Genomic DNA, 21,756 nt, shown 5'->3' on the forward strand with positions numbered 1-21,756 from the left:
GCGGCCGCCGCTTTCAGGAGGCGGCGGGTTCGTGAGGCCGCGTCGTCGCCAGCTCGCGGAAGTCTCCGGGCTGGGCGCAGCTGAACTCGGCGCGGGTCGATGACGGCGGCCCGGTCGACCAGGACCGGGCCCACAGGGCGAATAGCTCGGCCGCCGCGGCACCCCAGAACACCAGCACCGCGGCGGCGCCCGCGCCGACGGCGAGGAACGGCCGCGCTGAGGTCTGACGCATGACCCGATGGTCCACCTGCGGCTCGGCGAAGAAGTTGTTCTGACGACCGGAGCGCCGCCCTCACGACGGGAGGGCGGCGCTCCGCGGTCAGGCGTCGCCGCGCAGGCGGCGGGCCAGCTCCTCGATCTGGGCGTCGATGTTGGTCTGGCGGTCCGCCTCGGCGTCGCGGCCCTGCTCCTCGATCCGCTCCTTGCGCACCCGCACGTTGTGCTCGTTCTGCTGGATCTGCACCTCCAGGTCGCCGACCTCCCGCTCGGAGCGGTTCTTCAGCGTCTTTTCGTGCAGCCGGTTGTCGACGGTGAGCTGCCTGGACAACAAACCGTCGTAGGTCGTCGGCCGGGTCATCTTCTTCACCAGGACGGGCAGGCAGTCGAGCACCATGAGCAGCAGCCGCACGAGGTTGCTCTGGAAGAGCACGAAGAAGTTCTGACCGCCCAGCTCGGTCAGCGCCTTCTCCTGATCGAGCAGGCCGGGCCGGTCCATGTCGGCCTTCTTCTGCTCGACGCGCTGCTTGATGGCGGCGGTGACGTTCTGGGAGTACGTCTGGCTCGCCGCGGCCAGCTGGACGTCGATGCCGGAGATCTTGGTGTTGGCCGCGTCGAGCTCGTCCTGGCGATCGGCCCGGCCGCTGCTCGCCTTGTACTGCTGGGTCTCGCCGCGCAGCTGCCGGCAGTTCGGCCCCTCGCCGACCCGGCCGCTGAGCCCGTTGCCCTTCGTGCCGTTGCACTCCTGCCGCGCCAGGTCCTCGCGCCGGTTGATCTCGGTGTCGATCGCGGCGATGTCCGTCTTGGCCTTGTCCCGCTCGCGCTCGGCGGCGGCCTTCGCGTCCAGCAGCGGCCGCGGCGCCCCGGGCACGTTGAGGGTGAACTCCTTCGAGCAGCCGGCCGCGTCCTTCGGCGCCTCGCCGTCGAGGGGGTTGCAGCGTTTGAGCGTGCTCTCGTACGTCTCGATGCTCTCGGCGCGGGTCTGGTTGATCTGCGTGTGGATGTCGGTGCCGAACATCCACAGCAGCAGCGGCTCGGCGACGACCAGGCCCATGAGCACGGAGATCGCGGTGCGGGCGATGAACGTGCCGGTGCCCATCCCGCCGGTGCCGTGCGTGTTGGACACGAGCCAGCGGTCGAAGCTCAGGACGATGTACCCCCACGTCAGCGCGGCGGGCACGAGGATCAGCGGCGAGATCTGATGCGAGCCGAGCAGGACGTACATCGACAGCGCGGCCATGAGCCCGGTGTTGAGCACGATCGCGCCGAGCCGGGTGTACCGGTGCCGCTCCTCCGGCGCCCAGTCCAGGATCGTCTCGTCGATGCCGGCGATGTGGCGCAGCACCCGTCCCGGGCCCATGCGGGCGGGGCGCGACGGGCGGTACGGCTCCCGCTTGATCTCGACGGTGTCGTCGTCGGTCTGCGGGCGAATCAGTACGGTCTCAGTCATCCGGTCTCGTCCACTCCGCCGGGGTCTCCGTCGAGCTCGGCCTCGGTGCCGGCGCCGACCGCGCGGCCGCCGCGTGTGTCCCGGCCGGCCAGCGCCGGCTCCGGCATGTCCATCACCTTGGCGAAGAGCCGGTCGGCGCCGAGGTCCGACGTGTTGAAGTGCCCCTGCGCGGCCAGGTGCTTGGCCATGTCGAACTGCCGCTCCTGCAGCAGCCGGGCATCCTCGCGGGCCTCCCGCCGGTCCTCGATCCGCTCCTCGCGCTCCTGGTCGTGGCGGCGCTGCTCGAACTCCCGGCTCTGCTGCCGCTCCGCGGCCGACCACGAGTGCCGCGCCCCCTCGGCCTTCAGGTTGCCCTCCTGCAGGGCGAGGGTCTCCTCGCGCTTGGCCAGCGCCTGCTGCAGCATCGAGTCGCGGGCGCTGTCGTCAAGGGCCTTCAGCCCGGTGGAGAGGCCCTGGGCGTCGAGCTGCCCGGCGGCGTAGGCGGCCAGCAGCGCCCGCTTCGGGTCGCCGTTGATCATTTCCGCGTTCGCCTCGAACTCGGCGCGGGCGGCCTCGTTGCGCTGGCGGACCAGGAAGATCTCCTGGGCCGTGTCGGCGCGGGTCTTGCGCAGTGTCGAGGCGTGCTGATCCTCGTCCAGCTCGATGTCGAGGCGGGTCTTGCGCTGGCCGTGGGCGTGCGAGTCCCCGTCGAGCTCGAGGTCGAGCGAGTGCCTGCCGCGCTGGATCTGTGCGCCGTGCCGGGCGGTGTGGGACTCCTTGAGCTGCAGGTGCTCCATCTCGTAGATGTCGAGCTGGTGGGCGAAGTCGGAGTCGCGCAGCTTGCTCTCGAACTCGACCACCGCCTTGGGGCTGGAGACCTCGACGTTCGCGAAGCGGACCTGCAGGCCCGGCACCCGCGCCGGCACGTGGGTCAGGTAGGCCCGGATCTGCGCGCTGACCACCCGGCGGACGTCGTTGACGTCGGTGAGCTTGTACTCCAGCCCGAGCTCGAAGATGCGATGGTGCGCCTTGAGGTGCCCGGTCAGCGACGACACCGCGTTCACGCCGCCCTGCACGACCATCGTGGGGTCGTTCACGGTACAGGTGAAGGTCACGTAGACGTCGAAGAACGACGCGTCGGCCGAGGGGATCGTGAACGACACGGTGACCAGCGCGTCGCGGCGCATGTCGACCACGCTGACGTTCGTCGCGTTGACGACCCGCTCGTCGACCGGCGACATGCGGTCCTCGTCGAGCACGAAGTCGTTGCCGACGCGGTAGACGAGCGACTCGTGGGCCGACGGCCGCGGGATCTCGTCGGGCCGGCGGCTGCGCCGGCTGAACCAGCGGGTCTTCTCCGCCTTGGTCAGTACGCGCGACTCGATGATGGGGTAAGGATCGGTAGTCATCGTCTTCCTTCCGGCCGGATCTTCACGGCGATGGCTTCGAGACAGGCGACGAGGACCTCGGCCAGCGGCTCCCGTCGTCCCTTGCGAATGCGTTCGTCGACGCGGATGAACGTGTCCTGGAAGGCCTCCCGCTCGCTGGTCGGCAGCGCCGCGGCCAGGGCCCGGCCGAACGCGCGGGCGGTCTCCGACGGCTCTTTGCTGATGTCCGGCAGCGCGTGCAGGGCGGCCCGGAGTGCGGCGAACGCCTCCCAGCGCAGCGGGCGGTAGACGAGGACGCCGGCCCAGATCCGGGCGATCTGCTCCATCCGGTCCTGGTCGGTGTAGAGGTACTCGGCGATGGCCGGCCGCGCGGTGCGGAAGCTGCGGGTGCGCACGACCGAGAGCGTCATCAGCATCGTGAGGTCGCGCAGGTGCACGAGCTGCGTCCACGGCATCGGCCCCTTGCCCGGGCGGCGCCCGTCGCCGGTGCCGAAGCTGGCCATCTTCTTCTCCAGCAGGCCCAGCACGATGCTCGGGTCGCCGTGCTCGTCGTCGCGCAGCGTGGTGAACAGGTTGGCCATCGCGATACAGCTGACCGTGAACAGCACGTCGTCGCGGGTCTGGGAGCCGAGCTGCCAGAGCCGGTTCACCGCGTCGGACGGGAAGTACATGCCGAGCTCGCCGCCGAGGGCGACGGCCGCGGTCCAGCGCCGGGCCGCGACCTTGTCCTGGGCCCAGCGGACCGCCGTCTCGAGGGCGACGGGCTCGAGCCCGTCGCGGTGGCACAGCAGCCACAGGACGTACGCGGTCATGATCTGGCCCGGCAGCCCGATCGCGCCCGTCGACCAGCGGTCCAGGTAGGAGCGCTGCACCTCGTCGACGCTGCAGCAAGCCAGCCAAGCCAGGCCGCTGCTGATCGCGGTCACGTCGCCGGCGTCGGTCGCCACCGCGGCGTCGAGCCATTCGCGCACGGCGTTCCAGAAGTGGATCGTCTGCGAGCGCCACAGCACGGCCAGCACGTACCGGCGGTAGGCGGGCTCCTTGAACTCGATCCGCTGGATGGTGCCGCCGCGCCACGGCACGTCGGACATGACGATAAGGCTCGTGTCGTGCAGCCGCGCCTCGCGCTCGCCGAAGATCGAGGCGTCGCGGCGGCGGAGCTCGGCCCGTGCCGTGCGGCCCTCGACCCGCTGCGCCATGATCTCGTGCAGCAGCTCCAGCAGCGTCTCGTAGGTGCGCACGTCGGTGCCGGCCAGGAAGCACGCGGCCGTCACGGCGTGCAGCTCGCGCTGGCTGGGGCCGCCGGCGAACCACTCGCGCACCTGCCGCTGCGCGCTCTCGTCCTGCTTGCGCAGCGCCTCGTCGACCGTCAGCCCCTCGTCGCGGATTCTCGCGGCGAGGGCCGCCACCTTGGCCGGCGAGGCGTCCTCGGGCAGCGAGGCGAGCACGGCGGCGACGATCTGTTCGAGGTCCGGGTGGCCGGCCAGATGCGCGCGCAGTACCTCCGCCACGGGCGGGCAGCTCCACGGCACGCGGGCGATCGAGCCGGCCGCGACGCCCACGTAGTCGTTGGTGATGACCAGGAACGCCTTGGCCGCATCGACGTGCTGGCGAAGGCTCGACCAGCTGAACTCGACGTCCGCCCGGCCGCGCTCGCGGACCTGGTCGAGCACCAGGTAGCCCTTGGCCGCCTCGTACACGCGCTCGGCCAGCTGCTGGGGCGTGTTGAGCGGCGACAGCACGACGATCTCGCCGCGGGTGACCCGGCGCAGCAGGCTTATCGCCCCCGCGCGCCGGCCGAGGCCCGGGCGCCCCTCGATGACGACAACGCGGTCCTGCTGCAGCTTCGCCACCGTGTCGGGGAAGCACTCCGGCTCCGCGTAGGTCGAGGTGATGGCGTCGATCTCCGCGGCGCTGAGCTTGCCGGTCACCTTCCGCTGCCCGCCGGCGCGGCGCTCGCCGTCGTCGAGCACGCCGAACTGGGCGCCGGTGGCGTTGACCTCGGAGTAGAAGTGCATGTTGACGTTGCTGACCTGCTCGCGGATCTTCTCGCTCTCGGCGTGCGTGGCCCGGGCTCGGTCCTCGACCACCCGGCCCAGGTCGAGGTCGGGCGTCTCCTTGGGCTCGTCCGCCGGCGGTTCGGCCGGCTCGGTTGGTTCGGCCGGCTCGGGTTCGGCCGGTGCGGCTTCTTCCGCGGCCTCGTCTGCGGCCTCTTCCGACGCTGTCTCCGTGGTCACGCGCTACCCCTGGTAGTGCTTGACGATGCCGAAGACGCCGTTGCTGACGTCCACCCGTCCGTGGAAGTTGTTCACCACGCTCGGCGCGACCGCCGCCGGCGCCGGGTCCGGGTCCGGGTCGGTTGCCGGCTCGTCCAGCATCGCGACAAGCTCGTCGGCCAGCCGGTCGGCGTCCTGGACGGCGTCGCGGAAGCGCAGCGTGCGGTACTGGCACAGCGCCAGCCCCCGCAGTTCCAGCGGCAGCTCGCCCGCCGGGGGCAGCTCCGAGTCGCCGACGAGGATCGGGACCACGACGGCCTCGCGGCGCAGGGCCTCCGCGACCTCGCGGCGGACGTAGTCCTTGGGGTCGTCGATGCGCCGGCGACCGTCCTCGCCCCGCTCCAGCCAGCGCGAGCCGATCACGACCGCGAGGACGCGGCACTGCCCGACGGCGGTCCAGATCTCGGCCGGATAGGCGGCGCCGGGTGGAATCGATCGGTGATCACGAAAGACCCGCGCCCCGATCCGCTGGGTCAGAGCTTGATCGATCAGCACCGCGGCGAGTGGCTCGTCCGCGGTTCGATAGCTGATCATAATGTCGATCATCGGTGCGTCGGCCCCTTTCTCTCGATTGCGAATGCAAAGCTTCGCCGCTGATTCCGGTGTCGGCAAGGTGTTGCGTGTAGCTCAATCGGTGGAGGTTGCCGATTGTGCCCGGACGGGTCGGCCGGGCGGCCCGATCGTCCCGCTCAGACCGTGTCCGGGTGACCGGAAGGGCCATCGGGAACTGGCCGAATTCCGCACCATTCCGGGTATTGGCGAGCGTGGCAGAATAGTGTCTGGCGGCACTTGCGCGCAGATCCGATGCTTGATGGAAACCCCCGACCAGCGGGCGCGACTATACGCGTCGGAAGCATTACTCGGAGGCACCGTGGCAGAGCAATTCGGCCCCGAAATGCGGCGCATGCGACTGGCGGCGGGATGGTCCCTGAGCCGCCTGGCCGATGAGGTCCATTACCACAAGAGCCATCTCAGTAAGATCGAGAATGGCGTACAGCTGCCGAGCCCGGAGTTCGCCCGGGCGGTCGACAACGCGTTCAAGGCGAAGGGCCGCCTCGCGGGGCTGGCCGAGGCGCCGGCGCCCGCCCGGGGCCGCCGCGCCGGTCGCGCCCCGCGGCGGCCCGGCGACGGCGTCGAGGTCGTGTACGTCGCCCGCGACGGCGCTGGGGGCTTCGCCGACCGGTTCGCCTGGCCGGCGGCCGGCGGGCCCGACGCGGGCCACGACCACTACGAGTGGTACCGGCTGATGTTCGACATGCTGCGTGGCCGGGGCCAGGCCACCGCGCCGTCGTCGCTGCTGCCGCACCTCATCCTGCACACCCGTGAGCTCGAAGCGGCCGCCGGCGCCGCCACCGGTACCGCGGGCCGGCCGCTGTGGCAGCTCGCCGCCCGCTACGCCGAGTACACCGGCTGGATGGCGCAGGAGAGCGGCAACGACGAGCACGCGCGGTACTGGACGGACCGTGCGGTCGAGCTCGCGGACGAGGGCGGCGACCGGAGCCTGCGCGGGTACGCGCTGGTGCGCCGGGCCGAGCTGGCCATGTACCAACTCCGCCACGAAGAGACCGTCGCGCTGGCGCAACAGGCCCAGCGGCTCGACTGCGGCAGCCGGGTCCGGGGGCTCGCGGCGCAGCGGGAGGCGCAGGGGTACGCCATCGGAGGCTCGGTTTCGCAGTGCCACCGGGCGCTCGAGCGCGCCGAGCGCTGGCTGTCCGAGCCGGAGACCCGCGGCCCGCTGCCCGCGCTGGGCACGACAAACGTCACCGACCTCAACGACATGGCGGCCGGCTTCTCGCTTGTCGACCTCGGCGATGCGGCGCGCGCCGCCGGGCTGCTGCGCGACCAGCTCGAGCGCACGCCGCCCTACGCGTACCGCATGCGCGCACGCATCGGCGCGCGGTACGCGCTGGCCCTCGTCGGGGTCGGGGACGTCGAGCGGGGCTGCGCCGAGGCACGGCGGGTCCTGCAGTGGTGCGCCGCGACCGGGTCGGCCACGATCGCCGCCGACCTGCGCCGGCTGAGCCGGGAGCTGAACCGCTGGTCGTCCCGGCCGCACGTGCGGGAACTGCTGCCGGAGCTCGCCGCCGCGGTCGCGGGGTATTGACAGGCATTGCCAACGGGCAACCCCTGCCCGGCCGGTGCGGCGGTGCACACCCTGGTTACGGGGGTGCAACCGCACCGATGGTCACGAGGGCTGGCGCCGAACGCCAGCCTCTCGTCCGTCCGGACGTGCCTTGCGGCGATTCGAATCGTTTTTCCTTTATGACCCGGTTTCCCCAAACGGTCATGGAGGTAGTGCGATCTTCGTCGAACGATCGGGGCCGTCACGGCGGTCGCGGTCGGAGTGCTGGTGGCGCTCGGCACCGCGGCCCAGGCGGCCCACGAGCCCGCCGAGGGTCTTTCCGCGCTGCCGCGGATCGCGCCCTGCGCCACGGTCCGGCACGGCAACACCGAGGGCATCCTCACCACCTCCAACGGTGAGGCGCGCAAGGCAACGCCAAGTGGTGGAGCACCCGCTCGCTCGCGCAGCTGCCCAACGGGGCCACGCAGAGCTACCCGACCGCGTGGTCGGCGATCGTCGCGGCCTACCCGGACGCCACCGTGCTCGCGTACGGCACCGACCTGGGCAAGGGCACGGCCGGTGCGGCTGCGCGAGTGGACAGTCTGGTGTTCGGTGCGGACCGCACATGTGTGCAGCACCAGTGGTCGACGCGGTTCGGTCGCACGTCACACCCGATTTCGCTGTTCCAGATCTGGCGAAAGTGGTTGCTACGGTAAGACCGAGACATTCCGGCGAGGCAGGGGAGGGCAGTGGGTGACCGAGCCCTTCGTTGCCTCGCCGGTCGGGCATGCCTCGATGCGCGCGCGGTGGCGGGCGCTCATCCTCACCGACCCGGTCGCGCGGCTCGTGCGCAATGCCGCCTACGCCGACGTCCATGAGGCCTATGACCTGCGGCAACTCGCGCTCGCGGCGGTCGACCTGGCCGTGGCCTCGCTCGGGTTCGCCCGGGCGCTCACGCTCGCCGAGCTGATCGAGTCGATCGCCGAGCTGGCCGGGCGGATGCGGCCCGGCCCGTCGCACCAGCACGAGGACGCGGCGCGGTGGGTGGTCAAGGGGCTGCTCAACGACGCCGACAACCAGCGCGCGTTCGTGTACACCTTCGGCAATTCCGAGGAGTACGCGTTCCGGCTGTTGCAGCTGCAGGACGGGCCCGACGGCGCCGTGGTGCTCGCTTCGCCGCAGGCCGTCATGTTGTACCTGTCCGGGCTCGACCTCGACGTCGACGACGCCGAGGCCGCGTTCTCCGTGGTGCTCCAGCGGCAGCTGCGGGACCGGCGGTTCGAGGCGGCCGGCCGCACCGCCATGCAGGCCGAGCGGGTGTCCGTCGCGATGTCGGCCTCGCTCGCGGACATCCTCGATGCGACACAAAGGGACGTTCGTTCCGTCGACTGGGTGAACGATGTGCCGCCGCGCCTGCAACGCGCACGCGAACATGTCGAAGCGCGCATCGCGGCCGACGCCGAGGTGCTCAATCACGTCGCGGCCGGCATCGACACCGAGACGGACTCCGCGGTCCGGCGCGCATCCGGTGACCTCGTCGACACGCTCAGGCGCATCCGGCAGGTGCATCTGGACCTGGCCGAACGCGTCAGCGACGCCCGGACGATCTTCCTCGAGGCGCAGCTGCAGCAGGTGTTTGCTCGACGCGTACACCTGCGGCTGTTGAATGTCGAGCGGGAACTGCTCCATCCCGTCCTGAAGCTGCCCAGTGAGCCGGCGACGGCGGTCGTCGAGGCGTTCGGGGACCGCGTCGTCGGGCTGCAGATCCCGCGGCTGCTGCAGCTCGACAATCTCGTCGACGTGCTGCTGGCGCCGCCGCGGCTCGCCGGGGCCGAGGACGACGAGGACGAGGAGCCGGGGGAGAGCGAGGGCGCCGAGCTGCAGGCCTACCCGCCGGCCGTCGTCGCCGAGGTCACGCGCATCCTCAAGCGTGCTGCGCGGCAGCCGGTGCTGCTCTCTGCGTTGCTCCAGGACCTAGATCATGATCAGACCGCTGAGCTGGTTCTGCTCTCCGCGCTGTGGGCCTACGCGCCCGACGCCGTCGAACCGGGAGGGCAGCGTGGTGCCGGTCTCGCCGCGATACACACCGAACGAACGGGCGGACAACTCGATCACCCGTTGGTGTGGGGCGATGACCTGCGCGTGATGTACACCGAGGAGGAGCAGGAAGCGTGACGGTACCCATCGAGGACGTCCGGGCCGCGGCGGAGCTGGTTGCGCTGGGGCTGCGCACGAGTGCGCGTCCGACCGACGGCAACCCGTACGGGAAGCTGCTCGAGCGGTACCGCACCCAGACGCTGTTCCGCGACACGGTGGACACCCTCGCGAGCGGGCTCGGGCTCGTCGTGCTCGGCGCGCCGGTGCGGACCGGGCTCGTGCTCAGCACCTACCCGGGCAGCGTCTTCGCGGTGCGGATGGGGGATCTGCGCAGCACCGGCATGTCCGCCGACGAGAAGCTCATCGCCGGGCTGATCGTGCTGGGCATCGCCGCGTACGCCTTCCCGCAGGAGGCGGACCTCGACAGCGCCGAGGTGAGGACGGTCGAGGTCGCCGCGCTCGACAAGTTCATCCGGGACACGATCGATCGGATCCTCACGATCCCGGGCGACGAGGACACAGTGGACGGTCAGGCGCGCCAGGCCGCCGAGGTGTACCGGCGCACGGCCGCGTTCCGGCCCAAGGACCGCCAGCCCGGGCCGGCCAAGGGGTGCACGCAGTTCGCGGTCGCCGAGGTGCTCGGGTGGCTCGTGGAGCGGGGGGCCGCGCGGCCCCTGGCGCAGCTCGGGCCGAGCACGTACCAGCTCACGGACCGCTTCCGTTTGCTGGTGGCTGACGTGGCGGGTGGCGAGGCGCTCGAGGCCATGAGGTCGGTAAAGCACTGATGGCGGCGCCCGCGAGACTTTGGAAGATCCGGCGCGTCCACCTTGACCGGATCGGGTCACCGGCCGCGCGATTTCGCGAGGTGTGGCTGGATTTGACGAGCCGCGACGGCACACCGCTGGACACCATCTTCTGGATGCGCAACGGCGGCGGCAAGTCCACGCTCATCGCGTTGCTGTGCGCGCTGATCCGCCCGGACCGGCGCGACTTCCTCGCCACCGCGACGACCGGGCGGCACCTCGAGGACTGCGTCCTCGGCTCCGACACCGCGCACGTCGTCGTCGAGTGGATCGACCCCACCGGGCAGCGGCTGGTCACCGGCGGCGTCTACGAGTGGGCCGACCGCGCACAACCTTCGGACCCGAACGCTTCCCACGAGCGGCTGCGCCAGACCTGGTACGCGTTCACGCCCACAGCCGGCGTCGAGCTCGAACAGCTCCCCTTCTCCGCCGAGCTCAAGGACTTCGCGAAGGCGGTCGAGGGCCTGCCGTTCGAGGCCGAGCCGGTCGTCACCACGAAGCAGGAGCGCTGGTCGCAGGCGCTGCAGGACCGCGGGCTCGACCCCGGCCTGTTCACCGCCATCCTGAAGATCAACGCGACCGAGGGCGGCATCGAGCACCACTTCAGGTTCCGGACCGCCGACGAGTTCGTGCAGTACCTGCTGACCCTGGTCACCGAGCCCACCTCGGCCGGCAAGGTCGCCGGCATCCTGCGCACCACCCGCGACCGCCTCGCCCGCCAGCCGCGGCTGCGCGCCGAGGTCGCCTTCTGCGACGAGGCCACCGCGCTGCTCACCGGCCTGGCCACGACCCGGGACGCGCTGGTCGCCGCCGAGCTCGCCGCGCGCGCCGCCCGCCTCGACGCGGCCGGGCTCGCGGGCGCGCTGAGCGCCGCCGTCCGGTCGGCCGCGACCGCCGCCGAGGGCCACGACTCCCGCGCCGCGGAGGCGCATTCGGCGGTACTGCGAGCAACGGCCGAGTCCGCGACTTCGGACGAGCACGTACGGTTCTATCGATGGCGCGCCGCCGGCCTGGCCCACGCGCGCGCCGAGGCGGCCGCGCGCTCGGCCGACGCGCTCGTCGGCGAGCGCCGCCACGCGCACCGGTCCTGGCAGCTGGTGCCGGCGCTCATCCGCCACGTCGAGCAGGCCCAGCGCCTGGAGGTCGCCCGCCGCCAGCAGGAGCAGGCCGAGGCGGGCGTGGCTCCGCTGCGGCGCGACCGGGCCTCGGCCGCGGCGGTGCTCCTCGCGGTGTTGCTCCAGGCCCTGGGCGAGCTCGAGGTCCGCGTCGAGTCCGTGCTGGCCCAGGCCGCGTCCGCGCGCGAACGTCAGGCCGCGGCGCGTACCCTCGCCGACTCGCTGCGGGGCCGGCTCGGCAGCCTCGACGCCCAGCAGCGCACCATCACGGCCCAGGTGTCCGCCTACGACCGGGACCTCTCGGCGGCGGCCGAGCACCTCGACGGCTTCGATCTCGATCGCGCGCTGACGAACGCCTCCGCGGCCGAAGCCGACGCCGCGCAGCGGATCGAGCACGAGATCCCGCTGGCGTTGTCCACATTGGACTCCGAGCGGGCCGCCTACGAACGCGAGCGCGCGCTCGCCCAGACCGCCCTTGCGGAGCTGTCGCGCGACAAGGCCGTCCTCGACGCCTCGCTGGGCCCGTTGCTGGCCGAGATCGAGGCGCTGGGCGGGGATCCGCGGCTGGCCGCGCTCGCCGAGCGGGACCGCGTCGACCCGATCGAGTCGCAACGGTCCCTTGTGGACCTGCTCACCGAGGCGGTCATCACCGCCGACCGGCACCGCATCCAGCTCGCCGTCGCCGACGCGGAGGACGACCGGGCGGTGCAGGCGCTCGCCTCGGCGCGGGGGCTGCTCCCGGCCGCGCTGGACCTCGCCCGGGCCGCGGACGTCCTGGCCGCGGAGCGGATTCCGGCGACGACGGGCTGGCATCATCTGGCGGATTCGGTACCGCCCGCAGCCTGGCCGGCCGTCATCGCCGACGCGCCGCATCTGGTGGGCGGCCTGCTCGTGCACGACGCCGCCGATCTGGAGCGGGCGCGTTCGGTGCTGGCGTCCGCGGAGCTCTATCCCACCTCGGCCGTGCAGGTGGCCGCGACCGGCGATCTGCAGTCCATCGTCGACTCGGAGTCCGCCAAGCCGGTCGGGTTCGTGCTGCCGCCGGCGTCCGCGATGTACGACCGGACCGCCGCGGCGTCGGAGGTCGACCGCCGCAATCGGGGGCGGGACGAGCGCAACCAGCGTGTCCACGATCTGCTCGAGTCGCGGGATCGGGATCTGCGCCTGCGGGGCCGCCTGCTCGACCTGGCCGCACGCTGCCCCGCCGGGCATCGGGAATACCTGGAGGCCTCGTCGGCGCGGTTGACGACGGCGCTGCGGGTTGCGGAGGAGCGTCTTGCGTCGTTGCAGGAGACGCGCTTGTTGCTGGACGAGCGTGCGGCGTCGCTGGAGCGCGCGCGGGGCGACCTGGCCGAGCGCCGCCGGCGGTTGACCATTCGCATTGCGGCTCTGTCCGACCTTGCGCGCCGGGCGCCGGATGCTGCACGAATGCGCACCGAACTGTCCGAGCTGCCGGCCTTGCGGGCCGGACTGCTTGCCGAGCTGGCGTCGGCTTCGGAGGCGGAGCTTTCCGCCGCGAGCGCGGCGTCACAGTTGTCCGCGGACGCTGGGCGCGACGCCGCGACCGTGCACGATTACCGCGTGCGGTGCGAGGATCTGCAGCGCATTGCGAACGTTCCCGTCGACGGCTTGCCGTCGGACGGTTCGACCGGCGGTTCGTTGCTGGACGGTTCGACCGGCGGTTCGTTGCTGGACGGTTCGACCGGCGGTTCGTTGCTGGACGGTTCGACCGGCGGTTCGTTGCTGGACGGTTCGACCGGCGGTTCGTTGCTGGACGGTTCGACCGGCGGTTCGTTGCTGGACGGTTCGACCGGCGGTTCGTTGCCGGACGCTTCTGCCGGTGGTTCGTTGCCGGACGACTGTGCCGGCAGTTCGTCGCCGGATGGTTCCGCGAACAGTTCTGCCGCCGGTCCGTTGCCGAGCCTTGTCGAAGCGACAAACGCCTACCAGGCCGCGCACGACGCCTACGTCCGTCAGACGTCCGGGTCGGCGCTGGAGGCGACGATCGCTGAGATTGCGAGCCAGCTCTCCGCGCTCGACGACGAGATCGAGCAGTTCGCACCGAGCGAACGCGCGACTGCGCAGGGTTTTCTGGACACCGCGGACCCGGCTACGGTGCGCCGGGAGATCGACCAGGCGGAGCGCGCTTTCCTGGACGCCCAGCGTGACGCGACCCTGGCCGGCGCGGCCTTGGCCAACGCGCGCCGAATCCTCGACGGCTGCACGTTCGTGCAGCACGACGGTGCGAATCCGTGGTCTTTGGAGGAGGCCACCGCCGACGCGACGCTTTCGAGTGCTCATGGTGTCGTCGACGGTCGCGCGTTCGTGCACGACGGTCGCGCCTTCGTGCACGACGGTCGCGCGTTCGTGCATGGCGATGGCGCTGATGTGCGCGGCCACGGCGCTGATGTGCGCGGTGATGGCGCGGAGTTGTCGTCTTCGGAGGAGGCCACCGCGCTAGCCGATGCGGCTCAGCACCGCCTCGAAGCGTCGCGCGCCGCGGAGCAGTCCGCCCGCGACGCGGCAGCCGCCGCCGAGGGTGAGGCGAGTGCGGCCCGCCGCCGCGCCGATGACCTGCAGCAGCTCGTCACCGACCTGACCGAGGACACCGAGCCCGCGGAGGCGGCCGCGTTCGCCGGCGACGTCGACGCCGCGCGCGAGATGGCCCGCGGCGCGCGCCGGGCGTTGCAGTCCGCCGACCGTGCCGTGACCGCGGCCCGCAACCGGCTCAACGCCGAGGCGCACCGGGCCGACCGCTGGGCGTCCGAGGAGCGCTTCGCCACCGTGAGCCCCGAGGTGCGCGACCGCTTCCGCGACGGCCGCCTCGACTTCGACGGTACGGAACTGTTGGGTCAGCAACTGTCCACCTACCGTCACGGCCTGGCCGGCGAGCTGGACGCCGTGGACAAAGACAAACACCTCGTGGTGACGGCGTTGTGCGCGGAAGTGCGCGAGGGCCTCAAAACCTTGCAGCGGGCGCAGCACCACGCGCAGCTTCCGCCAGGTCTGGCCGACCATTTGCGCAACCGGCGCTTCCTCGACGTCGGCCCGCGCTCAAGTGTGGACACCAGCGACGCAACGTTGCGCAGCCGCGTTGAGCGTTTGGTCGACAAGCTCGTCGCCGGCAAGGACCCGATCCCGGATGGCCTGACCCTGGCCTGGGAGGCGATCGCCGCGGTCGTGGGCCGCGGCAACTTCGTGGCGCGGGTGCTGAAGCCGTCGACCGAGCTGACGGACGACCGCCAGCCGGTCGAGCTGATGAGTAAGTGGAGCGGCGGCGAGAAGGTGACAATCGGCCTGCTGCTCTTCTGCATGCTGGCCCGGCTGCGCGCCGCCAACCGCGGCGGCGACGTGCCGGGCCTGGGCGTACTGCCGATGGACAACCCGCTCGGCACCGCCAACTACGTGGCCTTCCTGGACCTCCAGCGCCGGGTGGCCGCCGCGAACGGCATCCAGCTCATCTTCCTGTCGGGCCTGGGCGACATGCGCGCGGTGGGCCGCTTCCCGAACGTCGTGCGAATGCGCAATACGCACAACCGCGGCCGCAACTACGCGCGCGTCATGGATCGTGAACTGAACGAGGACCAGATCCTGGAGAGCATCACCACCGCTCGCCTGACGTTCCCGGTCCAGGGCACCCTGTTGTGATGCACCTGGAGACCGGGCGGCTGCGACTGCGCCGGCTCACCGTGGACGACGTCGACGATCTCGTCGAGCTGGACAGCGATCCCGAGGTCATGCGGTACCTCAACGGCGGCCACCCCAGGCCCCGCGAGCGGATCCGCGACATGATGCCGCACCTGCTGGCCTACTACGAGCGCGGGGACGACCTCGGCTACTGGGTCGTCGAGGCCGGCGGAAAGTTCCTCGGCTGGGTGTTCTTCCGCCCGCACCGCGGCGACGGTCCGCCCGTCGACGTCGATCGCTCGGGTATCGAGATCGGGTACCGCCTCCGGCGCGAAGCGTGGGGGAATGGTTACGCAACCGAGGCCTGTCGTGCACTCATTGTGCGCGGTTTTGACGTTGTCGGCGTTACGCGCGTGTTCGCCGAGACAATGGCCGCCAACGCGGGATCACGCCGTGTGATGGAGAAATCCGGTCTGCGTCACGTCGCCACGTTTTCGCTGGACGGGGCGCCCGAGGTGCAGTACGCCCTAACGGGCGCCGAGTGGCGGAAACTGCACGTTTAGCCGAATCCATCGGCCTTTCCGCCGATTCACGTCGAGCTATGGCTCTGTCACTTTCGCCTGATGGACCATTCAACTCATGTCACGTTGGGGGGATTCCTGGCCGGCGGCGTGGTCGGCTTCGGGCTCGGATTTCTGTACGCCATGGCCCGCCGTGCCTGGCGTAGCCTCAGGGGCGCCAACGCCCTCGCCGGCGAGGCGAACCGCGCGGCGTGGCAGACGACCGGGGAACTGATCATCCTCGGGTTCTTCCTCGCCGTGTTCGCCGCCCTCGCGCTGGGTGGGCTCGGCGACCGATGACGAAGACACACGGCCCGAACTCTGGGGGAGTCCGGGCCGTGTGCGGGATCACGGCTGGAAGCGCCAGGTCTGGTTCGACTGGGCGTTGCCGCAGTCCCAGATGAATGAGCTGCGTTCCAGTGGCCGTGCCCCAGCCGTCGGCGTCGAGGCACTTGACCGAGTTCGGGTTGCGCAGCCTGCGCGGTGGGCACGACCGCGTACGCGCTCCACCCGGGCAGCCCGATGAGCGCCGCGAGGCCGGGTACGCCCGCATTCGTAGCCGGTTCGTTCAGCCCTCAGGCCGGTACGCGGTGTTGTTCGAGGTGGGACATGACGGCCTGGTTCGCCTCCCAGCCGTCCGGGAACTTCACGACTTCGTTCAGGTACACGCGGCCCGTTGACGGGTGGGCGTCCAGCAGTTCCGAGATTCCCGCCCGCGCGACCGCGATACAGGCGTGTCGATGGCGCGATGTCAGCACGCACAGGCGGCCCGCCTCCAGGTGGAAAGCGGTGGCGTCGCGGCGGCCCGACAGTGGGTGCCAAACCACGGTTACGTCGTACTCGCGGCCCTGGAGACGGTTCGCCGTGTCCACCGTGATGCCGGAATTCGGCGGTAGGTGTTGGCGTACCGCCGCGGCCTGGTCGCGGTGCGCCGTGCCGATGGCGATTCGGTCCGCCGTTACCCGCGCGCCCGCCCGGGACTTCTCCGAGACCGCCACCGGGCCGCGTTCCAGCAGGCGCAGGGCGACCGCGGCGCAGGCCCGGGCCACCTCGTCGTCCGTGCGCATGGTGTGCCGGGCCGGCAGTTCGTGCAACGCCCAGCCGGTTGCCGCGGCGGTCTCCAGGGTCCTGTCCACTGGGGACGAACCGAAGGCGTGCGTCGCGAACGACAACGAACGGTCGGAGTGCGCGGTGCCGGACGTGAAGCCCGTGAAGGGGTAGAAGGCCTCGGAGATCACCGGTGCGGCCGTGGCCGGGAGGCGCCAGGAGACCGGCAGGCGGTGGACCGGGATCCCGGGATTGTGGCGCAGCAGTACCGCCACGGCGCTCAACTGCGGATCCCACGACAGGCCGGCCCAGCGCTCCGTCTCCACCGTGGAGAAGGGGTCCAGCTGGCCGGGGTCGCCCACGAACAGGGTGCGGTCGAAGCGGCCCGCGATCTGCAGCAGGCCGTCCGAGCGCATCTGGTACGCCTCGTCGACGATCGCCCACGGCCAGGCGCCCTGGGTCAGGGTCGACCACTTGGCCGCGGTGCCGATCACCACGGCGGAGCCGGCCAGGCCGGCGATCGCGTTGTCCACCGTGACGTTGTTGTGTGTCGCAATTCGCGGCACGGGGACATAACCCTGCGCTGAGAGGCGGCCGATCGGCAACGTCGGGGCCGAGCGGGCCAGGTTGGCGATCAGATCGTCCACCTGCTCGTTCGTTTGTGCCACGATGGCCAGCGGGTCGCCGCTTTCGGCGATGTGGCGTGCAGCGCGTACGACCAGGGTGGATTTTCCCGCGCCCGGGGGCGAGTCGACGACCACTCCGGGAGCGTCCGCGAACTGCAGGTGTTCCATCACCGCGGGCAGCACGTCGGTCATGACCAGGCCTCCACGGCGTCTTCCTCCGTCGGCTCCGGCGGAGGGGGCGGGCCGCCGTGGGTCCAGGGCGTGTCCTCGACCGGCGGGAAGTTGCCCCCGGGCTGGAAACCCGTCGACACGGTGCTGTACGTGACCTGTTCGCCCACCTCAGGGACGCTGCCGGGCGCCGGGGTGAGGGCGCGGCCCATGCCGCCCGTCAGCTCCAGAACGACATCGGAGCCGTCGATTTCGACGATCCGGGCCGTCTGCGCGCGGCGGGAAGGGCTTTGGACGTCGGTACCGACGGCAAGGCGCAACGGATCCGAGGTGCGAACCGTCACATGTGGACGGAGCTTGCGGCGCGGGCCCGTGGCGTCCAGGCGGGTCGGGTCGGCCGCGACGACCGAGCCTGCGAAAGCCTCACCCGAAAGGCGGAACTCGGCCATCACCAGCGGGTCGTCCAGGGCTCGTTGGGCGTCGAACGAGGCCTGCGCGCGCTCCAGACGGTTCAGGCGGCGGGCGGCGGCCACGGCGTTGTCGCGGCGGGCCTGCGGCAGGGAGCCGTCGCTGCGCAAGTAGTCGACGTAGTTCGTGTACGAGTCGCGGTCCTCGGCCCAGCGGTCCAGGACGCTCTCGCCCGGCCGCAGCGAACGCAGCAGCTCGACGCCGCGCCACATCAGTCGCCACGTCGGCTCCAGCTGGCTGCGCAGGGCGTCCGACAGGCGGGTGAGCGCCGCCTGGCGGGCCGCGGTGTCGGCGTCGGTGCGCGCGTACCGCTCGATGGCCGGCATCAGCGTGGCCGCGTCGAACGTCGGGTCGGTCGCGGGGCCGGCCGGCGGCCAGATCTCCGGATCCTCGGCGTCCCGCGCGGCCTCGAACGGGTCGTCGTCGAACCAGGCGAGCAGCGCGGCCAGGTTGGCGTCCTCCATCGCGCTCTGACCCGTGGCCCAGTGCGCGCTCAGCGCCGAGGTCATCGCGAGCATCAGCGACGAGCCGGGGTGTTCGGCGCGCTCGGCGAAGTACGTCAGCCAGCGTCCGAGCAGGGGCACGACGCGCGCGACGGCGTACTCGCCGTACGTGCGGCGGAGCCTCGTGGAGCGGCCGAACAGCCGCACGAACTCGACGCCGCCGGGGTTGGGGACGAGGATCTGCGGGGCGTCGGTGAAGCGGCGCCGGCCGCGCACGTCCTCCTGGTGGCGTGCGAAGCTGTCCACATACGACACGAACGCGCGTCCGAGCTCCGCCGCGAACTGGAAGCGCTGGTCGCGGTTGCGCGGTTGCGGCACGAGCAGCAGGCGCGGGTGGTCGGGGTCGTCGCCGAGCATCGCGGCCAGGGGCGCGTTCGCCTCGCCGGCCAGGGCCAGCGGTATCAGGACCAATGGTCGTTCGGCCAGGTGGACGTGGCGCACCGTGGTGATGGGCTGCGCGGTCCGGTCGCGAACGGCCAACGCTCGTGCCAGAGCGGTCAGTGAGCTCACGCGAGGCACTCTTCGCGCAGGCGCAGGGCGGCTCGCAGTACCGTCGCCGCCTCCTGCTGTTCGGGGGAAGGCTCGAGCGCACCCGCGGCGAGCAGCAGCGCGGTCTCGACCGTCGCCACGCTGCCCAGCTCCTCGGCCACCGACTTGCCCAGCGCGTGGGTGCTGCCGCGGGCCTCGTTGCGGCAGAAGTACGACATCTCGCAGGTCGACAGGCACTCGGGGGAGTACCGCGCGGGAATGTGTTCGATTGCGTCGCACAGCTCGCCGACCGCGCGCGTCGGACGTCCGTCACGGTCGGGAGCCAGGTCGAACGTCACGTCGTCGTCGATGTGCGTCAACCGCTCGTCGATGCGCGTCATGTGCTGCAGTTGCCGCCTGAGCACCGTGAGCTGCCGCCGTACGTCCAGCCGCGTGGCGACCGCGTGATTGGAGAAGTTCTCGGGGCAGACGAGCACGACTCGATCGGAAACGATCGCCGGATCGTGTCCGAGTTCGTCCAGGAGCCGTCGGAGCGCCACGACGTACACCGCGGACTGCACCGCCGCCGAAGCCACCTTCCCGCCGTCGGCCTGGCCGTCGATCACCGCGAAAGACTTGATCTCGATGACGTGGAAGATCCCCTGGTACTGAAACGCGATGAGATCGGGCTCGAGAAACACCTGCCGGCCGCCGACCGGCAGGCGCAGCAGCGGATGGTCGAACAGCGTGCCGGCCTCGTTCACCTGCTCCGCCGCGGCGCCGAGCACCTGGCGGGCGAGCTTGTGCCGCACCTCCTGGCTCTCGTTGCCGGCCGCGTCCTCGAGGTCCTGATACGCCACTTCCTTGATGTCCAGTTGCAGCGTTTGGCGCAGCAGGCGCAGCAGTTCCGCGCAGCCGTTCGCCTTCACCTGCGCGGTGAACGCTCGCGTGCGCGTGATGGCGAACGGGGACTGGCCGTAGGGCGGGGCGTAACCGACGCGCGCGGCGATTGCGCGTTTGTCGACACCCGCGGCGTCCATGACTGCGCGGCGCGCGCAGCCGGGGTTCGTGGTGAGCGCGGCGATCGTGCGGGCGTTGTGGGGAAGTGGCGGTACCGGCCCGCGCAGTTCGGCGAGCCGCTCCTCGGTGCTGTTCACGGTGCACTTCCTTCGCGGTGGTTCACGTGCCGGTTCGGCACCGGTGCCGGCTTCAGGTGCCGGTCCTGGGCACCGCCTTCAGGCTGACGCCGAACAGCTGGCCGGCGTCGTCGAGCTGGGCCCGGGCCCGGGCGGCGGCCGCTTCGCGGTGCGACCGGTCGACCGGTTCGTGCGTCGCCAGTTCATTCTCGGCGGCGCGGATGACGACCTGCGGTTTTGCTGAGCCGACGCCGTCCGCCGCACCCGGGATGTTCTCGGCGAACAGCCACAATAGGCGCGCGGCGGCGCGGTCGGTATCAGGCAGACGATCGACGTGTTCCGCGATCCTGACCGCCGCCCGGAGAAAGTCGACGCGCGGACTGAGCGCGCCGATGACCCGCTGTTCGAGCGGCCACGTGGAGATCGCGAGCAGCCCGCGCACCGGCGAGAAGCGGTCGGCGGCGAGGGCCGCGCACAGGTAGTACGGCCGCGCGAACGCGTTCATCCGGAACGATCGCTCCTCGTCCCGGCGCAGGCTGGTGAGCTTGGCGCTGTCGATGTCGCCGCTGAAGCACGCGTTGTAGACCTGCGCGATCAGCTTGGGCGCGGCCGGCACGGCGAGCAGGGTGAGCGCCCCGTGGACCTGCTCGCGCAGGGGCAGCAGCGACCCGCCCTCGCGCGGCGCGGCGACCGCGGCCGTCTCCGGCGCGAGCGACTCCTCCCAGGCCGTCTCGAGCGCGCGCTGCTGGGCTCGGAGCGCCCGCTCGCGCGGCCGATCGCCGGCCGCCCGGGCCTGCCGGACCTGGGCCCGGAGGGCGGCGAGCTCGCGCTCGATCTCCTCCGCGTCACCGGCCATGCCCCCGACCGTACGCCTCCCAGTAATTTCCAGCAATCCCCACTTCCATCCAGAAACATTGTTGCGTGGCTCCGCTATTTTCCAGTAAGTTCCACTAAACGCCGAGCGTTCGGTTCAGGGGGTCGACATGTACGACATCGCCGCGCTGGAGGCGGTACTACGCGGGGTTCTGGCCGACGTGCCAGGAGACCGGGAGATCGTGGTCGTGGCCGTCATGCCGCAGGGGCCGACGACGACGGCGAACGGTTGGGCCACGCTGAGTGAACGGGAGCGGGAGGTGGCCCGGCTCGTGCGGCGGGGCCTGATCAACCGCCACATCGCGACCAGGCTGGGCATCAGCGCGCACACGGTGAACTACCACCTGCGCCGGATCTTCAAGAAGCTCGACCTGGGCTCGCGGGCCGAGCTGGCGGCGTTCAGCCCTTCGGAGTGACGGGTCTCGGCGCGCGTTCGAGGTGGCCCTCCCCGGCCTGGCGGCTCAACGTGCGGCCTTCGGGAAACGGGTCTCGTTGTAGGCGATCTTGTCCGCGACCGCCTTCGCTACGTCGATGCCCGTCACGTCGGCGAAGCGGAGGAGGTAGATCATGACGTCGGCGATCTCCTCGGCCACCCGGGGGTACGGGGGTGGCTCCGCCGGGTCCCACTGGTACAGCTCGGTCAGCTCTCCGACCTCGCCGACCAGGGCCAGCAGCAGGTTGCGCGGGGTGTGGTACTGCGGCCAGTCGCGTTCCTCCGCGAACCGGCGTAGTTGCTGCTGGACCTGAGCGGGCCACTCGTTCGTCACCGGGGTCACGTCACCACAGCGACCGGTCCTGAACGCAGATGGCCTTATGGGGCGTGGGTCGCAGGTGTAGATATCTGCACCCCCGATCCGGGGATCAGGGTCAGTCCGCTCGTTTTCAAGACTCTCT

At 71.3% G+C, this 21,756-nt stretch carries 17 protein-coding genes; 7 read left to right on the forward strand and 10 right to left on the reverse strand.

Annotated elements, in window-relative coordinates; all coding sequences use genetic code 11:
* Positions 1-13 precede the first annotated feature (13 nt).
* From ACPPVO_RS02245 to ACPPVO_RS02265, 5 genes are all read right to left on the reverse strand, one after another.
* A complete protein-coding gene (locus tag ACPPVO_RS02245) occupies positions 14-232 on the reverse strand; it encodes a hypothetical protein (protein ID WP_426509640.1) in 219 nt (72 codons plus the stop codon).
* Positions 233-319: 87 nt separating this feature from the next.
* Positions 320-1,666, reverse strand: a complete 1,347-nt coding sequence (locus ACPPVO_RS02250) for a DUF4407 domain-containing protein (RefSeq protein ID WP_426509641.1) — start codon at positions 1,664-1,666, stop codon at positions 320-322.
* A complete protein-coding gene (locus ACPPVO_RS02255; RefSeq protein ID WP_426509642.1) occupies positions 1,663-3,054 on the reverse strand; it encodes a hypothetical protein in 1,392 nt (463 codons plus the stop codon). The genes ACPPVO_RS02250 and ACPPVO_RS02255 overlap by 4 nt, the downstream gene beginning before the upstream one ends.
* A complete protein-coding gene (locus ACPPVO_RS02260) occupies positions 3,051-5,270 on the reverse strand; it encodes a hypothetical protein (protein WP_426509644.1) in 2,220 nt (739 codons plus the stop codon). The genes ACPPVO_RS02255 and ACPPVO_RS02260 overlap by 4 nt, the downstream gene beginning before the upstream one ends.
* A gap of 3 nt (positions 5,271-5,273) precedes the next feature.
* Positions 5,274-5,843 carry a toll/interleukin-1 receptor domain-containing protein gene (locus ACPPVO_RS02265; RefSeq protein WP_426509646.1) on the reverse strand — a complete coding sequence of 190 codons (570 nt, stop codon included), beginning with the start codon at positions 5,841-5,843 and terminating at the stop codon, positions 5,274-5,276.
* A gap of 370 nt (positions 5,844-6,213) precedes the next feature.
* On the opposite strand from ACPPVO_RS02265, the gene ACPPVO_RS02270 reads away from it, so the two are divergent.
* The 6 genes from ACPPVO_RS02270 to ACPPVO_RS02295 all read left to right on the forward strand — a co-directional run bounded on the left by ACPPVO_RS02270 (position 6,214) and on the right by ACPPVO_RS02295 (position 15,873).
* A complete protein-coding gene (locus ACPPVO_RS02270) occupies positions 6,214-7,413 on the forward strand; it encodes a helix-turn-helix domain-containing protein (protein ID WP_426509648.1) in 1,200 nt (399 codons plus the stop codon).
* A 537-nt stretch (positions 7,414-7,950) separates the two neighbouring features.
* Complete coding sequence (locus ACPPVO_RS02275) at positions 7,951-9,546, forward strand: hypothetical protein (RefSeq protein WP_426509649.1); 1,596 nt, start codon at positions 7,951-7,953, stop codon at positions 9,544-9,546.
* Positions 9,543-10,253 carry a hypothetical protein gene (locus ACPPVO_RS02280; RefSeq protein WP_426509651.1) on the forward strand — a complete coding sequence of 237 codons (711 nt, stop codon included), beginning with the start codon at positions 9,543-9,545 and terminating at the stop codon, positions 10,251-10,253. Before ACPPVO_RS02275 ends, ACPPVO_RS02280 begins: the two co-directional genes overlap by 4 nt.
* Positions 10,254-10,345: 92 nt before the next feature.
* Positions 10,346-15,034 (forward strand): hypothetical protein, encoded by a 4,689-nt coding sequence (locus tag ACPPVO_RS02285; protein WP_426509653.1) that lies wholly within the window; start codon positions 10,346-10,348, stop codon positions 15,032-15,034.
* Positions 15,034-15,576 (forward strand): GNAT family N-acetyltransferase, encoded by a 543-nt coding sequence (locus ACPPVO_RS02290; protein WP_426509654.1) that lies wholly within the window; start codon positions 15,034-15,036, stop codon positions 15,574-15,576. Before ACPPVO_RS02285 ends, ACPPVO_RS02290 begins: the two co-directional genes overlap by 1 nt.
* Before the next feature lie 60 nt (positions 15,577-15,636).
* Positions 15,637-15,873 carry a hypothetical protein gene (locus ACPPVO_RS02295; protein WP_360367004.1) on the forward strand — a complete coding sequence of 79 codons (237 nt, stop codon included), beginning with the start codon at positions 15,637-15,639 and terminating at the stop codon, positions 15,871-15,873.
* 275 nt (positions 15,874-16,148) lie between these two features.
* Here ACPPVO_RS02295 and ACPPVO_RS02300 read toward each other — a convergent pair whose 3' ends face one another.
* The 4 genes from ACPPVO_RS02300 to ACPPVO_RS02315 are packed head-to-tail and all read right to left on the reverse strand — an operon-like array spanning position 16,149 to position 20,845.
* On the reverse strand, positions 16,149-17,438 hold the full coding sequence (locus tag ACPPVO_RS02300) for an AAA family ATPase (protein WP_426509657.1): 1,290 nt from the start codon (positions 17,436-17,438) through the stop codon (positions 16,149-16,151).
* Entirely contained in the window at positions 17,435-18,895 is a 1,461-nt protein-coding gene (locus ACPPVO_RS02305; RefSeq protein WP_426509658.1) for a hypothetical protein, read from the reverse strand. The genes ACPPVO_RS02300 and ACPPVO_RS02305 overlap by 4 nt, the downstream gene beginning before the upstream one ends.
* Positions 18,892-20,010 (reverse strand): hypothetical protein, encoded by a 1,119-nt coding sequence (locus tag ACPPVO_RS02310; protein WP_426509660.1) that lies wholly within the window; start codon positions 20,008-20,010, stop codon positions 18,892-18,894. Before ACPPVO_RS02310 ends, ACPPVO_RS02305 begins: the two co-directional genes overlap by 4 nt.
* Before the next feature lie 52 nt (positions 20,011-20,062).
* Positions 20,063-20,845 (reverse strand): hypothetical protein, encoded by a 783-nt coding sequence (locus tag ACPPVO_RS02315; RefSeq protein WP_426509661.1) that lies wholly within the window; start codon positions 20,843-20,845, stop codon positions 20,063-20,065.
* 127 nt (positions 20,846-20,972) lie between these two features.
* Between ACPPVO_RS02315 and ACPPVO_RS02320 the strand changes: the two genes are divergently transcribed.
* Positions 20,973-21,278: a helix-turn-helix domain-containing protein gene (locus ACPPVO_RS02320; protein WP_426509662.1), complete on the forward strand. Its 306-nt coding sequence runs from the start codon at positions 20,973-20,975 to the stop codon at positions 21,276-21,278.
* A gap of 45 nt (positions 21,279-21,323) precedes the next feature.
* Here the strand turns inward: ACPPVO_RS02320 and ACPPVO_RS02325 are convergent, their stop codons facing one another.
* Positions 21,324-21,629 (reverse strand): nucleotide pyrophosphohydrolase, encoded by a 306-nt coding sequence (locus ACPPVO_RS02325; protein ID WP_360366986.1) that lies wholly within the window; start codon positions 21,627-21,629, stop codon positions 21,324-21,326.
* Positions 21,630-21,756: the final 127 nt, after the last annotated feature.

Source organism: Dactylosporangium sp. McL0621, from assembly GCF_049995355.1.
Classification (GTDB): domain Bacteria; phylum Actinomycetota; class Actinomycetes; order Mycobacteriales; family Micromonosporaceae; genus Dactylosporangium.

Bases quoted from the DNA above. Each gene is read 5' to 3' on its own strand.
- ACPPVO_RS02245 (WP_426509640.1), bottom strand. From the start codon at position 232: ATGCGTCAGACCTCAGCGCGGCCGTTCCTCGCCGTCGGCGCGGGCGCC.
- ACPPVO_RS02250 (WP_426509641.1), bottom strand. From the start codon at position 1,666: ATGACTGAGACCGTACTGATTCGCCCGCAGACCGACGACGACACCGTC.
- ACPPVO_RS02255 (WP_426509642.1), bottom strand. From the start codon at position 3,054: ATGACTACCGATCCTTACCCCATCATCGAGTCGCGCGTACTGACCAAG.
- ACPPVO_RS02265 (WP_426509646.1), bottom strand. From the start codon at position 5,843: ATGATCAGCTATCGAACCGCGGACGAGCCACTCGCCGCGGTGCTGATC.
- ACPPVO_RS02270 (WP_426509648.1), top strand. From the start codon at position 6,214: ATGCGACTGGCGGCGGGATGGTCCCTGAGCCGCCTGGCCGATGAGGTC.
- ACPPVO_RS02290 (WP_426509654.1), top strand. From the start codon at position 15,034: ATGCACCTGGAGACCGGGCGGCTGCGACTGCGCCGGCTCACCGTGGAC.
- ACPPVO_RS02295 (WP_360367004.1), top strand. From the start codon at position 15,637: ATGGACCATTCAACTCATGTCACGTTGGGGGGATTCCTGGCCGGCGGC.
- ACPPVO_RS02300 (WP_426509657.1), bottom strand. From the start codon at position 17,438: ATGACCGACGTGCTGCCCGCGGTGATGGAACACCTGCAGTTCGCGGAC.
- ACPPVO_RS02315 (WP_426509661.1), bottom strand. From the start codon at position 20,845: ATGGCCGGTGACGCGGAGGAGATCGAGCGCGAGCTCGCCGCCCTCCGG.
- ACPPVO_RS02320 (WP_426509662.1), top strand. From the start codon at position 20,973: ATGTACGACATCGCCGCGCTGGAGGCGGTACTACGCGGGGTTCTGGCC.